We start from the raw sequence: 13,726 nt of genomic DNA on the forward strand, positions 1-13,726 counted from the left end.
GGCTGTGACCGCCCGAGCTCAGCCGATGGAACCGTGCACGGTCGGACTGCTGCCGACCGTCGATTGCGGGACCGGTTGTTGTCCTTGAGCCTGTTGCTCTTCACCGAGGCCGATGCACTCCCCGGTGTTGGCGCCGGTGCACGGGATGTCGCCGCCGCCGCTCGGCGCGTTCACCGCAGGCAAGTTCGGGTTGCCGGGAATGGAGGAAAAAGGTGAGTTCGGCACCAGGTCCGGGACACACACCGTGGTGTAGGTGTCTTCGCTCTCGCCGTTGGGGCAGTCGGCCAGGGCTTGGGAACCGGTGGAGAGGACGGTGAGCCCGGGAGCCGCCACAAGGGCTGCCGCGACACCGGCCGCGACGGTGAAACGGCGGATGCGAAGCGGGGAGATGGCCATTGTCGCGATATCCCTTCGGTGCCTGACGAGTTTGCTGAACGACTGGTTGACGGGGCTGGGGCCACCGTCGTTGGCTTTTCAATATCCTACTCGTCACAAGGGAAAAGCGCTGTGCCGGCGGTGTGTGCGCGGTACGGATGACGACCTGCTGTGAGTCGACTGTCGAGTAGCTGTGACGCCGGTGTGAGTGGATCGTCGTGATACACGTAAGGTGCAGTTTGTTAAGCAACCATCCCACCTGCGAGGTATCCCATGGCCAGTTCCGACGACGCAGCCCGCCAGGTCGAATACGAGACACTCGATGACGGACGCATCGCCCGGATCTGGCTGAATCGTCCCGGCGCCCAGAACGCCCAATCCCGCACTTTGCTGGTCCAACTCGACGAGGCCTTCGGCCGGGCCGAGGCCGATGACGCGGTGCGGGTGGTGATCCTGGCCGCCCGCGGCAAGAACTTCTCCGCCGGGCATGACCTGGGCTCAGAAGAGGCACTGGCCGAGCGTGAACCAGGTCCCGGCCAGCACCCCACGTTCCGTGGCTACGGAGCCACCGCCGCCGGCGTGGCCGAACGAACGTACTTGCAGGAGTGGCACTTCTATTTCGAGAACACCCGGCGGTGGCGCGATCTGCGCAAGATCACCATCGCCCAGGTGCAGGGCAACGCCATCTCCGCGGCGCTCATGCTGATCTGGGCGTGCGACCTGATCGTGGCGGCCGACGACGCGAAGTTCAGCGATGTCGTCGGCGTACGGATGGGGATGCCCGGTGTCGAATATTACGCCCACCCATGGGAATTCGGTGCCCGTAAAGCCAAAGAGTTGTTGCTGACCGGTGATTCGATCGATGCCGACGAGGCGTACCGGCTGGGCATGGTGTCCAAGGTGTTCGCCCGCGACGAACTCGAAGACAAGACACTGGAATTCGCCCGCCGCATCGCCGAGCGGCCGACGATGGCGGCCCTGCTGGTGAAGGATTCGGTCAACGCGGCAAGCGATGCGATGGGCTTCACCGAGGCGCTGCGGCACGCGTTCCACATCCACGAACTCGGGCACGCGCACTGGGCATCGGCCAACGAGAACCGCTGGCCGGTCGGCATGCCGCCGGATGTTCCGGATTGGCGCACATTGGGCGCACCCAAGCCGGCCCGGCGTGATACACCTTGACCTGACGAGAACCTGTTCTAGTTCTTTAGGAGTGCAGCAGTGCAGCTGTCGTTGGCGGATCGTACGTATTTGGTGACCGGCGGCGGTAGCGGCATCGGCAAAGGTGCCGCGGCCGCGATCGTCGCCTCCGGCGGTAACGCGCTCCTGGTCGGCCGCAACGCCGACAAGCTCAGCGCCGCCGCCGAAGAACTCGAATCCCTCGGGCCCGGCTCGGTGCGCTATGAGCCCGCCGACGTCACCAACGAGGACGAGGTGCGTCGCGCCGTCGATGCCGCCACCGCGTGGCACGGTCGGCTGCACGGCGTGGTGCACAGTGCCGGCGGTTCCCAGACCATCGGCCCGATCACCCAGATCGACTCCGAATTATGGCGCCAGACCGTCGATCTCAACGTCAACGGCACGATGTATCTGCTCAAGCACACGGGCCGGGAGATGGTGCGCGGTGGCGGCGGATCGTTCGTCGGCATCTCGTCGATCGCCTCGAGCAACATCCACCGGTGGTTCGGCGCCTACGGCGTGAGCAAGGCGGCCCTCGATCACCTGTTGATGCTGGCGGCCGACGAGCTCGGACCGTCTTGGGTGCGGGTCAACAGCATCCGGCCCGGTCTGACCCGTACCGAGATGGTCGGCCCGATCATGGATGTCCCCGCCGTCACCGACGACTACAAGGCCTGCACGCCGCTGCCGCGGTTCGGCGAGGTCTCCGACATCGCCAACCTGGCGGTGTTCCTGCTCAGCGATGCCTCCGGCTGGATCACCGGGCAGACGATCAACGTCGACGGCGGACACGGGCTGCGCCGTGGGCCCGACATCTCCGGGATGCTCGAGCCGTTGTTCGGGGCGGACGGGCTGCGGGGCGTCGTCGCCGACTAATACCAAGACCTACGCTGAAGGTTGCGGTCACCACATGACCGCAACCTTCAGCGTTGTCGGTTCTAGGCCTCGCAGGCCCGGTGCACCGCGTTGACGATGCCCTGGTAGCCGGTGCAGCGGCAGAAGTTGCCTGACAGCCCCTCGCGGATCTCCTCATCGGTGGGGCTCGGGTTGTCGTTCAGCATCGCGGTGATCGAGGTGACGAATCCCGGTGTGCAGAAGCCGCATTGCAGGCCGTGACATTCCTTGAGGGCGGCCTGCACCGGCGACAGTTCCCCGTCCGGGCCGGCGATGCCCTCGACCGTGGTCACCTCCTGGCCGTCCACCTGGACGGCGAACACTAGGCAGGACCGGACCGCCTGGCCGTCCAGCAGGACCGTGCAGGCCCCGCAGGCGCCGTGCTCGCAGCCGAGGTGGGTACCGGTCAGACCGCAGTTCTCCCGGAGGAAGTCGGCGAGCGTGACGCGCGGTTCGACCTGATCGCGGTAGTCACGTCCGTTGACCGAAAGTGCAACGGGCAGTTCATGCATGGAGCGCCTCCTCGGTGACGTGCGTGACGGCCTGGGTCCAGGCTCTGGACACCATGGCGGCACCGACCCGAGCCCGGTAGGACGCCGAGCCCTGCAGATCGGAGGGAATGTCGGTGAGGCCGGACATGGCCAGTGCACCGATCTCGTCGGCGGCGATGCCGCCGATCGGGGTGCCGAGCAGTGAAGTTTCGGCGCCGGTGGCCCGCAGCGGCGTGGAGCCGAGGGCCAGCAGACCGATGCCGCAGCGGGTGATCCGGTCATCCTCGTCGAGTTCGATACCGACCACCGCGCCGGCGATCGCGAAATCGCCGTGACGCCGTGCAAATTCGGCGATACCGAACCCACTGCGGCCCGCTGCGACCGGGAAGCGCACTGCGGTGAGGATCTCGTCGGAGGCCAGTGAGGTCTCCCACAGGCCGGTGAAGAACTCCGTCGCGGGGATCTCGCGGGTGCCGCGTGCGGAGGTGGCCTCGATCGTGGCGTCGAGCGCCAGGGCGACGGCCGCGTATTCGGCGGCCGGATCGGCGTGCGCGATCGCGCCGCCCAGGGTGCCGCGACTGCGGATCTGGAAGTGCCCGATGTGCGGCGTGGCCAGCGTCAGCAGCGGAACCGACTCGGCGACCTCGTCGTCGAGCCCGACCATGGCGTGCGGGGTCGCGGCACCGATCCGAACCTCGTTGCCCTGCAACGTGATGTCGTTGAGCTCGGGGATTCGGGAGATGTCGATCAGGTTGTCGAAGTGGGTCAGGCGCATGGCCAGCATCGGCACCAGGCTCTGGCCGCCGGCCAGGACCTTGGCGTCCTCGCCGTACTCGCCGAGCATGGCCACCGCCTCGGCCACATCCGCGGGCCGGTGGTAGTCAAACGGGGCCGGCTTCATGACACCAACCGCAGCAGCGCGGCGTGCAGATCGTCGGCCGACAGCGGACTGTGCTTACGGTTCTTGCGGCCCGTGCGGCCCAACACGAATCCGAGCACGCCGGCCGCGGCGACCGCGCCGATGGCCGGGGCGAAACGCTTGGCCATCGGCACCGCCATCACCTTCGCGAGGGCCAGCGCGTTGATCGGCGCGGCCTCCTGCGGTGCTTGCGGGGTTTCACCAGAGCCGGTCTCGGCTGCGGGTGCCTGGGACCTGCCACCGGTCAGCTCGGCTTCCAGGCTGCGGGCGAACTGGTCGATCAGGCTTCCGGCGACATCGGCCAGCACGCCGCGGCCGAACTGGGCGGCCTTGCCGGAAATGGCCAGATCGGTGGTGACGACAACGAGCGTGGAGTCGGCGCCTTCCTCTTTGAGCTGGGCGGTGACGATGGCCGAGGCGGTGCCGTTGCCGCGGGTCTCCTTGCCGTTGGCCTTGAGCACCACGCGCTGTGCGGCCGCGTCCTTTTCCTGGAAGGTGGCCTCGCCCTGGTAGGCCACCGTGATCGGACCGACCTTCACCTTGACCGCACCGGTGAAATCGTCACCGTCGACGCTCAGCAGGGTGGCGCCGGGAAGGCACGGTGCCACGCGCTCGACATCGGTGAGCACCTCCCAGGTTTTCGCTGCCGGTACCGCGACCCGGAATTCGTTGTTGAGTTCCACGACTTGTGGTCCCTTCCTTATGGTTTCTGCGAGCGTGCTGCCTGTGCCTGCTCGATGGCTTCGACGATCGCCGCAGGCGTGGCGGGCAGTGTGGTCAAGGTGACCCCGAGCGGGGCAAGCGCGTCGTTGACGGCGTTGATCACCGCGGGCGTGGATCCGATGGCACCGCCCTCGCCTGCGCCCTTGTAGCCGCCGACGCCGGGACCGGGAATCTCGACGTGGCCGTACTCGATCACCGGCACCTCGGTGGCAGTGGGCAGCAGATAGTCGACAAACGTTGAGGAGAGCGGGTTTCCGGCGTCGTCGTACGACAGCTTCTCCAACAGTGCGCCGCCGATACCCTGCACGGTACCGCCGGCGATCTGGCCCTCGACCACGTTGGGGTTGATCATCGGGCCCACATCCTCGCTGACGATGTAGCGGGTGAGGGTGACGTGGCCGGTGACGACATCCACCTCGCACGTGCAGGCGTGGGTCGCGTTGGCCCAGTGGATCGGAGCGGTGGGTGGTGCGGTGTAGCGAGCGGTCGCTTCGAGATTTGCGGACATGCCCGGCGGCAGCATTTGGGGTTCGTAGTGTGCGCGGTAGGCCAGATCGGCGAAGCTCACGCTCTTCTCGGGATCGTTGCGCGCTATGGCTTTCGAGCCGGCCAGTTCGATCTCGGATTCCTCGACCTCCAGCCGGGCCGCGGCCATCGCGACCAGCTGGTTGCGCAGGATGGTGCCGGCCTCGTTGACCGCACCCGCGGTCATCGGCGCACTGCGGCTGCCCTGGGTACCCGCGCCGTACGGCGTCACCGCGGTATCGCCCTGGATCGTGGCGACATCGTCGATATCGGCGCCCAGTGCGTCGGCAGTCAGCTGAATCACGGTGGTTTCCAAGCTGTTTCCGGTGGACCCGCCGTTGACGTAGACGTTGATCTTGCCGGTCGGCTCCATCCGGATCGTGCAACCCTCGCTGGCCAGGTGGCCGGTGGCCGCGCCGGTGGGCTCGATGTAGGCCGAGAAGCCCAGCCCGAGGTAGCGGCCTTGGGCCAGCGCCTCGGCTTGCTCTTTACGGAATCCCTCGTGGTCGAGGATCTTGACGGCCTGCTCGAAGGTCTCGATCGGGGCGACGTGGTCGTACGGCATGCCGTTGGGGTTGAAGTACGGCATCTCGTCGCCGCGGAGCAGATTCTTGCGCCGCAGCTCCACCGGATCCATGTCCATCTTGCGGGCGGCGATGTCGAGAAGGATTTCGCGGGTGAGGGTTTCGTACTGCCAGGGCCCGCGGTAGGCGTGCAGGCCCGCGGTGTTGGAGAACACCGTCTTGTAGTTGAAGCTGGCCTTGGGCACCCGGTACGGCCCAGGGAAGAACATGCCGATGGCCGCGGTGGTCAGCACCGGATACGGGGTCGGGTAGGAGCCGACATCCTGGATGAAGTCGATGTCGGCGGCCAGGATGGTGCCGTCGGAGTCGAAGGCCATGCGGACGTCGCCGTCGACGTGGCGGGACTGGCCGGCCGACATCAGGTTCTCGCGGCGGTCCTCGATCCACTTGAGAGCTGTGCCTGATCGCGCGTTCGACGTCGCAGAAGCAACCCGCCGGGCGGCCAGCATGATGCACATGTCCTCTCGCATCGGGACGACCTTCTGGCCGAATCCGCCGCCGGTGTCGCGCATGATGACCCGAACGTGCTGGGCCGGGATGCCGAGCAGGCGGGCCGCGAAGGCACGCAGCTCATGCGGGGTCTGGGTGGAGGCCCAGATGGTCAGCTCGCCCGCCGAAGTGCCAGTGGCCGACCACTCCGCCACCATGCCGCGGCACTCGATCGGCACCGGCACATGCATTTGCTGATAGATGTGTTCTTTCACCACATGGGCGGCGGAACCGAAGACCTCTTCGTCCGGCGGCATGCCGGCCATGCCGCCGGCATTGTTGTCCGGGAAGGCCTCGTGCACGGAGACCTCGGAGGTCAGCGCCTGGCGGAAGTCGGCGACCGCCGCCAGCGGTTCGTAGTCGACGTCGACGAGGTCTACCGCGTCCTCGGCGACATACCGGCTCTCGGCGATGACGAGAGCCACCGGATCGCCGACGAACTTGACCTCACCCTCGGCCAGGGGTGGCCGTGGGGTGTCGGGGACGTCCTTGCCGGCGACCGCGTGCCAGGCCTCCTTGACCTCGGGGTTGAGATCGGCCGCGGTGAGCACGGCGTGCACCCCGGGCAGGGCCAGGGCCGCGGTGGCGTCGACGGTGGTGAACCTGGCGTGCGCGTACGGGCTGCGCACGAAGCAGGCGTGCAGCATGCCGGGTCGTGAGATGTCGTCGACGTAGGTTCCGCGTCCGGTGAGCAGGCGAGTGTCCTCCACCCGTTCGACTCGTCTGCCGGCATAGCGGGTCGCGACGGTCTCCGGTACGGCTGACGCCATAGGGTCGCTCCAATCCCTCGGTTGCTTCTGCGCGTAAGTAAGTGGTCGTCAGGGCTGCGACGCCGACTCAAGAGTGTGATTATCGTACATTGGTAAGCGATATCTCAGAAGGGGAGAGCGTCATTTCCCCTGTGAATCTAGGGTAGTCGGCTACTCACGACACGGTCGCCGAACAGGGTGATCCTGTACTCCGTCGGACAACGGAGGTGGGATGACGATGACGACGCAAACCGATGTTCTGCAGCCTCTAGAAGATGCCACGACCTTCGACGGCGTGGTGCACAATCTGGACCTCGTCATCGACTGGTCGATCCGGGCGAACAGCACGATCGGCTACTTCGCCGCCTTGTACAAACGCGGCACGATCGCCATCCAGCGCGCCACTCGCGCCGGCGAGTTCACCGATGCGCAGTGGATCGAGCAACTCGACTGCGTGTTCGCGAGACGGTACTTCGATGCGCTGAACGCCTTTTTCCATCCGGGCTCGCACGATCCGGAGGCGCTGACCCTGCCGTGGGAGATCGCGTTCCTAAACCAACACAACCGCAAGGCCTCGATGCTGCAGCACATGGTCGCCAGCCTGAACGCCCACATCTGCTTCGACCTGGGAATCGCGGTCGTCGACCTCGCGGCGAACCGGCTGCCCGAGATCCATGCCGATTTCGAACGCGTCAATGACTTGGTGTCCCTTCAGACGCCGGACATGCTCGACATCGTCCAACGCCGGTCGCCGCGGGTGCGGTGGCTGCGCTGGGCGATCCCCAAGGAGGACCTGTTCATCAAGGACACTCTGACCAAGTTCCGGGAGGGAGCCTGGAACTTCGCGACCAGTCTGGCCGTCTATCCGGAGGCAGCGCACGAGAAACGGGTCCACCAGCTCGCCTGGGCGGCCGGCCTGGGCGCCTTCTATCTGGAGCCACCGGCGAAGTGGCCGCCGATCGCGGTCGTGCTGCGAAGTATCACCACAGGTGAGAACCAAGACGTCGCAGGGAACCTGCGCGCCCTTGCCGGCATTACCGAGCAGCCGCACATGTCGGCACAGTCCGGCGTGGGAAGTCTCAGCCGGAGCCACCCAGTAGCGCGAGCAGGCCGCGTGCGAGGGCGCCGGTAGTCTCCGGTATCCCGGCGTAGTCGATCTTGATCGGCGGTGGGACGGGCCCCCGGCCCAGTTGCCAGCGCAGCTTGTCCCATCGGCGGAACGGCTCCAACGCCCGCGGCTCGTGCAGCGGCCACACCGGGCATCTGGCCGCGGGCGACCCGGTGGCGTCGAGTATCCCATTGACCGCGCGCCGCGCGGCCTCGTTGGCGGCCTCCATCGTCGCCAAGTCGGTGTAGGTGCGGACGAAATCGGCGGCCAGGACGAAGTTGGGGAGGGCCGTCACGGCGTCCGGGCGGTCCGCCCATGAGCCCTTGGTGTTGATCAGCAAGGGCTCGTCGTTCTTCGCCTCGACCTTTTTCTGTCCACTGCCGAATGTGATTGCCGGATCGAGAAAGAAGTCGACCACGTTGGCCTTGGCCAGGGAGCCGTCGTCGATGTGGTCGGTGATCTGCTTCCACACCTCGGCACGAATCTCGTCCCGACTGCACATCTTGGCGATGTCCCCCGTGCTACCGGGCACATCCCAGGCCGAGATATCCACGGAGAGAATGCCTTCCACCCGGCCGTCGCCGCGATTCGCCCAGTTGAAGTTGCGCCAGAACTGCCCTTGGGAGATCGCGGTCAACGACCATTTGGAGTCGATGAAGATGGCGTGGCCGTGAACCAGGGGCTTGTCGACGTCCAGGTAGAACATCGCGCCGTTCATCCAGTCGGTCGTCAGCCGCGGCAGCCCGGTGAGCCGTGGCTCGGCGGCACACAACTGCGGCGTCAGCAGCAGTTCAAGGCGTTCCTTGGGCATCGCCGCCACGTAGTGATCGGCCACGATCTGCTCGGTGTGGCCGTCGACGGACATGGTCACGCCGGTGATCTGTGTTCCGTCACAATCGATCCCGGTGACCTCGTAGCCGCCACACAGGTTCACCCCGAGGCCGGCGAGGTGGGCGAGCCACGGATCGATCCAGACGTCACTGGTCGGCCCGTCCAACACCCGGTCCATCTTCCCGTTCGGGCGTACCAGGTCGAACATCAACTGGCACAGGATCAAACCGCCGGTGCGCGCCGAGATCTCGGTGGCCTTCGCCGCCACCAGCGTGCGGGTCATCCCGTTGGCCAGGAACTTCTGGAACTGCGGCGAGCGGTTGGCCGCGCCGATGAAGTCCCACCAACTCGTCTGCTCCCACTGGCCGAAGCGACGCTCGTCGCACGAGGCCAGCAGGGTGAGCAGCCGTTCCACAAACACGGTCATCTCCTGCGGTGGGATACCCAGCCCCACGCCCAGCTGCCAGATGGCCTTCATGGTGGCCGACAGATCGTCGAGTGCCGACGCGACCTGGGTGGCCACGATGATCTCGTTGGCACCCTTGTGCTGCGCCAGCATCATCTGCGTGGCCGTGACGAGATGGTCGGCAACGGTCTGGCCGTTGTGGGGAATTCGCACCATCGTGTCCGGGACATGTCGATAAAACCCTGGGAAGAACCGGAATCCGTGTTCGCCCGGCAGGTCCTTGCGCCCTCCGGCGGCCGACCCGGGGAACGCCATCGACCGGGCCTTGCCGCCGAACGCCCCGGTATGCCGCTCGTAGACGGTCACGTCGAATCCGCGGTCGGCCAGCTCGTGGGCCGCGGTCAGGCCGCCGATACCACCACCGAGCACCGCCACCGTCGTCATGACAGGATCCGTTCTGCCAGTTGGCGTTCCGGTAACCGGACGTCCTCGGGGAGGCGGTGCAGCGCCGAGGCCAGCCCGTCGGAGTCACCGTCTGTCAACAGCTCGAACGAATCCAGGTGACAGCGCAGTTCGAACAGCAATGCCTGCTGTTCGCGGGCACACGCCAACGCGTCGGCCAGCGCTGCGCGCCGCGCTGGTTCCTCGGTGAAGGTGTGGGCGCGTATGCGCATCAATTCGGCGTCGTGAAAGTGCATCCCCGTTCCCCCTGCGATGAGTAGTGATTTCTCCAACCGTTCCCGGGCCAGATCCGGCTGACCTGCCGCGATCAGCAATCGGCCGATGATCGCGTCGTGAAAGTTCAGATAGACGTTGAGGTGCATGACGCGCGATCCGTCGACCCGCCTGGCGATGTTGTCCGCGGCCGCCATCAGGGTCGCCGGGTCGGCGCCCGAACGCAGCGCGGCCATCGCTTTCACCGTGGCGTACACGGTGGCGCTGACCACCCGCCACAGGTCCAGGCCGGACTCCTCGGTGCAGCGGCGCATGCCGGCCGACAACGTGGCCGCGGCCTCGATCTGTCCGCTCTCCAGAGACACCCAGATCTGTTTGAAATACGTGTGGGCCCGGTTGAAGGCGTTGACCGGGAAATCCAAAAGGTCACACCGCCGCACGGATTCGGCGAGGTGATCCTCGGCGCCGGCGAGGTCGGCGCGCATCAGATCGCTCAGTGCCAGGTAGGTGTGCGCGCCCGAGATGGGATCGGTGTTGCCCCACCAGGTGGTGTCCAGGGCCCGCGGGTCGGCGGCCGAACTGTCGTCGAGTGCGCTCAGGAGGTGGCTGCGTGCCACCGCGAAGTCGCCCTGCAGCCACGCCACCGAACCCATGGACGACGCGATCGCCGAATGAAGCCATGGCCGGTCCTTGGTGATCAGTCCCGACAACGAATCGAGCAGTTCCCGGCTGCGCTGGAGTTCGGCCCGCGGGATGCAGTAGCTCACGAGAGCGTTGAGCGCCCAGAACAATTCGTCCTGATACGACCCCGTGGTGGCCAGGTCCAGGCAGCGCTGGTAGTCGGCGGGGCAGTCACCGCTCATGCTGCCGTGCGCGGCGCCGATCAGAAAGCCGCGTTCCAGCCGGATGGCGATCTCCAACTTTTCCCGTGCCGGCCCCGGTGTGCAGCGCGCGAGCTGGCTGAGTGCGTTCGTCAGGTACGTGCAGGCCTCTTCGGCCGCGCCGCGGCGACGGGCGGCCACCGAGGCCTTGCGGTAGGCCGTGACGGCTTCGCCGAAATTGTGCGCGCACTCGTAATGTCGCGCCACCAGGTGCCAGTCCGGCTGCACGCTCGAGGCAGCCCGGACCAGCTCTTCGGCCACGCGCTCGTGCAGGGCGCGTTGCACGCTGGGCGGGGCGAGTTCGGCGGCCACCTCCCGGAGCAGTTCGTGCCGGAACCGCCACCGATCAACACCGTCGGTCTCGAACACCTGGGCATCCACCAATTCGGCGACCACGAGCTCGGTGTCGTGGTCGTCTCCCACCACCGCCCGCAGCAGGGCCAGATCACCGCTGCGGCCGATCACAGCGGCGGCCTCCACCACGGGCACGGCGTTGGAGCGGGTGTGCAGGCGTGCGAACAACGGCTCGTACAGCGCCTCGGGGACGGGTTCGGGTCCCGAAGCCCCCACCGCCGCCAGAATGTGTTCGATGTAGAACGGAATTCCCTCGCTGCGCCGGCGCACGGCGCTGCGTTGCGCCAATGTCAGCTCGGGATCGATGGCCTCGATGAGCGCGTCGGACTCCTCGACCGACAGCGGTTTGAGCTCGAAAACCTCCATCGGCCAATCGGCATGCAGTGCCTTCTGCTCGCGCGTGGTCAACACCATCAGCAGGCGGCCGTCAGCGGCGGAGAACAGCGATTCGATCAGGGAGACGGTCGACGCGTCGAACCACTGGAGATCCTCGGCGATGATCAGGCCGGGGTTGCCGTCGAGACACCCCAGCAGGTAGCGATGCGTCGCGCTGCCGATCGCCTCATACAGGCTGCGGCCCTCGGCCGCGGCCGGCTGGTATCCGTGTTCGGGTCCGACGCCGAGGACCGGCGCGAGCAGCGGGACGTACGTTTCGGGGTCCATTGTGCGCGAGCGCAGTTCGGCTTCCAGCAGGCGGAGCCGATCGGCGGCGGCGGTGAGTCGGGTGATGCCGCAGCGCGCTTCCAACAGACGCCGGACGGGGTAGAGCCCCGCATCGGTGTGCAGGGGTGAGCCGCGGATCTTCACGACCGTGCCGCCGCTGTCCTCGGCGAGCGCCGCCGCGGCGTGCGCCAGCCGCGTCTTTCCGATCCCGGCTTCACCGAGGAAGGCGACGCCGGGACATTCGGAAACTCCCTTCAGCACCTGCGGCCAGGTGTGTTGCAACCAGGCCAGCTCGCGTTGTCGCCCGACCAGGCGTGCCGGTTTCGCCAGGACCGCTTGCGGATGCTCGGCGAGCACGAGGTGGTGATCCACCAATCCGTCGACACCTTTGACGGCCGCCGGCGGGCGCGCCGCGAGCTCGAACGTATCGTTGACCAACACCGCGACCACGTCGGACACAGCAACGGTTCCCGGAGTTGCCAGCGAGGAGATCCGGGCGGCGAAGTTGGCGGCAAAACCGTAGACGTCGTCCTGGTCGGTGTCGAGGTAGACGATGCCCCGGTGGACGCCGACCCGGACATCGATCCCCACGCCGAATCGACGCTTGGCCTGCTCACTCAGCCGGGCCACGGCGTGCGTGATCTCCAGCCCCGTCGCCACTGCCCGGCGAGTGTCGTCCTCGTGCGCTCTGGGGTGACCGAACACGGCCAGTAGACCGTCGCCTTTCGTCGAACTGATATGTCCCTCATAGTGATTGACGAGTCGCTTCACCTCGGCCCGGTAACGGCCGACCACCGTGTGGTAGGTCTCGGGCTCGATCCGGGTGGACAACAGCGTCGAGTCGACAAGGTCGATGAACATCAGGGTCAGGCGGCGGATCTCACCTTGGTCGGCAGCCGCCGTGAGCAGGTCTTCGGCGTCGGCGTTGCGATGGTCGACAGCCAGAACCTGTTCCGCCAGAGAATTTGCTGCAGCGCGGTCGCCGCGATTGCACGCACGTACCGCTCGGTCGAGCAGTGCGTCGATCGATGTCTGCGTTTCGTCGCGGCTCATCTCCGGTTTTCCTGCGAGGGAACGGGAAAAGCGTATCCTGCGCGCAACCGACTCCGGTGAAATTGTCGTTAACGACGAAACTTTGCTTGAACCGGCAATCAAATCCGTTGTGGTGCAATATGTCGATGCGTCCCGCTCTGCTCGCGCTGATGCTGGTGTCGGGCGTGGTTGTCGCCCCCGCGCCCGCAGCCGGTGCCCGACCGGCGGCCGCGGCCGGTCTTGTCGACGTACGGTCGGTCGTTCCGGACGCGATCGTCGACCTGCGCTACGCGACCAGCGACAACTTCGTCGGCCGGCAGTTGTACCCGGTCGGGGCGCCGTGCCTTGTGCACGAGTCGATGGCCGCGGGCCTGGCCGCGGCCGCAGCCGCGTTGCGGCCCGAAACCCTGGTGTTCTGGGACTGCTACCGGCCACATGAGGTGCAGGTACGGATGTTCGAGGCGGTGCCGAATCCGAATTGGGTGGCCCGACCGGGCGACTACGCCCGCAGTCATGAGGCCGGCCGCTCGGTCGACGTCACGATCGCCGACGCGGGATCGCTCGTCGACATGGGCACCGGCTTCGACGACTTCACCCCGCGCAGCCACGCCTACGCCGCCGAGGGGGTCAGCCCGGCGGCGCAGAAGAACCGGGCCCGGCTGCGCGAGGCCATGAGTGCCGGTGGCCTGGCGGTGTACCCGGGGGAGTGGTGGCACTTCGACGGCCCGGGCGCCGGTGATCCGCGGCCGCACCTGGACGTGCCGCTGGCATAGACGGCCGGGTTTGGGAATTGCAGGCATGGGGAACGGCAACGTTCGTCACGGGCCGGTGGGCCCAGCAGGCCGGGA

General features: G+C 66.9%; 11 protein-coding genes. 4 read left to right on the top strand and 7 right to left on the bottom strand.

Annotated features, from left to right (window positions below):
- Nucleotides 1-18: 18 nt before the first annotated feature.
- Complete coding sequence (locus A5699_RS20495; protein ID WP_067773042.1) at nucleotides 19-396, bottom strand: intersectin-EH binding protein Ibp1; 378 nt, start codon at nucleotides 394-396, stop codon at nucleotides 19-21.
- A gap of 252 nt (nucleotides 397-648) precedes the next feature.
- Between A5699_RS20495 and A5699_RS20500 the strand changes: the two genes are divergently transcribed.
- Both A5699_RS20500 and A5699_RS20505 read left to right on the top strand, forming a co-directional pair.
- Complete coding sequence (locus tag A5699_RS20500; RefSeq protein WP_067773046.1) at nucleotides 649-1,557, top strand: enoyl-CoA hydratase; 909 nt, start codon at nucleotides 649-651, stop codon at nucleotides 1,555-1,557.
- 39 nt (nucleotides 1,558-1,596) lie between these two features.
- Complete coding sequence (locus A5699_RS20505) at nucleotides 1,597-2,430, top strand: SDR family oxidoreductase (RefSeq protein ID WP_067773047.1); 834 nt, start codon at nucleotides 1,597-1,599, stop codon at nucleotides 2,428-2,430.
- A 62-nt stretch (nucleotides 2,431-2,492) separates the two neighbouring features.
- On the opposite strand, the gene A5699_RS20510 is transcribed toward A5699_RS20505, so the two are convergent.
- Genes A5699_RS20510 through A5699_RS20525 form a run of 4 tightly spaced genes read right to left on the bottom strand, consistent with a single transcriptional unit; the run spans nucleotide 2,493 to nucleotide 6,949 of the window.
- On the bottom strand, nucleotides 2,493-2,960 hold the full coding sequence (locus A5699_RS20510) for a (2Fe-2S)-binding protein (RefSeq protein ID WP_067773050.1): 468 nt from the start codon (nucleotides 2,958-2,960) through the stop codon (nucleotides 2,493-2,495).
- On the bottom strand, nucleotides 2,953-3,840 hold the full coding sequence (locus A5699_RS20515) for a xanthine dehydrogenase family protein subunit M (RefSeq protein WP_067773053.1): 888 nt from the start codon (nucleotides 3,838-3,840) through the stop codon (nucleotides 2,953-2,955). The genes A5699_RS20510 and A5699_RS20515 overlap by 8 nt, the downstream gene beginning before the upstream one ends.
- Nucleotides 3,837-4,541, bottom strand: coding sequence for an SRPBCC family protein (locus A5699_RS20520; RefSeq protein WP_067773056.1), 705 nt, complete (start codon nucleotides 4,539-4,541; stop codon nucleotides 3,837-3,839). The genes A5699_RS20515 and A5699_RS20520 overlap by 4 nt, the downstream gene beginning before the upstream one ends.
- Nucleotides 4,542-4,558: 17 nt before the next feature.
- Entirely contained in the window at nucleotides 4,559-6,949 is a 2,391-nt protein-coding gene (locus tag A5699_RS20525) for a xanthine dehydrogenase family protein molybdopterin-binding subunit (RefSeq protein WP_067773059.1), read from the bottom strand.
- Between the two features lie 211 nt (nucleotides 6,950-7,160).
- Here A5699_RS20525 and A5699_RS20530 point away from each other — a divergent pair, with 211 nt between their 5' ends.
- Nucleotides 7,161-8,060 (top strand): DUF5995 family protein, encoded by a 900-nt coding sequence (locus A5699_RS20530; protein ID WP_067773062.1) that lies wholly within the window; start codon nucleotides 7,161-7,163, stop codon nucleotides 8,058-8,060.
- On the opposite strand, the gene A5699_RS20535 is transcribed toward A5699_RS20530, so the two are convergent.
- Nucleotides 8,008-9,717 (bottom strand): FAD-dependent oxidoreductase, encoded by a 1,710-nt coding sequence (locus tag A5699_RS20535; protein WP_067773065.1) that lies wholly within the window; start codon nucleotides 9,715-9,717, stop codon nucleotides 8,008-8,010. The two genes, A5699_RS20530 and A5699_RS20535, sit on opposite strands and share 53 nt — an antisense overlap.
- A complete protein-coding gene (locus tag A5699_RS20540; protein WP_067773068.1) occupies nucleotides 9,714-12,899 on the bottom strand; it encodes an adenylate/guanylate cyclase domain-containing protein in 3,186 nt (1,061 codons plus the stop codon). The genes A5699_RS20535 and A5699_RS20540 overlap by 4 nt, the downstream gene beginning before the upstream one ends.
- A 119-nt stretch (nucleotides 12,900-13,018) precedes the next feature.
- Between A5699_RS20540 and A5699_RS20545 the strand changes: the two genes are divergently transcribed.
- Nucleotides 13,019-13,651 carry a M15 family metallopeptidase gene (locus tag A5699_RS20545; RefSeq protein WP_369806737.1) on the top strand — a complete coding sequence of 211 codons (633 nt, stop codon included), beginning with the start codon at nucleotides 13,019-13,021 and terminating at the stop codon, nucleotides 13,649-13,651.
- Nucleotides 13,652-13,726 lie beyond the last annotated feature (75 nt).

The organism is Mycobacterium sp. E802 (assembly GCF_001666875.1).
GTDB lineage: Bacteria > Actinomycetota > Actinomycetes > Mycobacteriales > Mycobacteriaceae > Mycobacterium.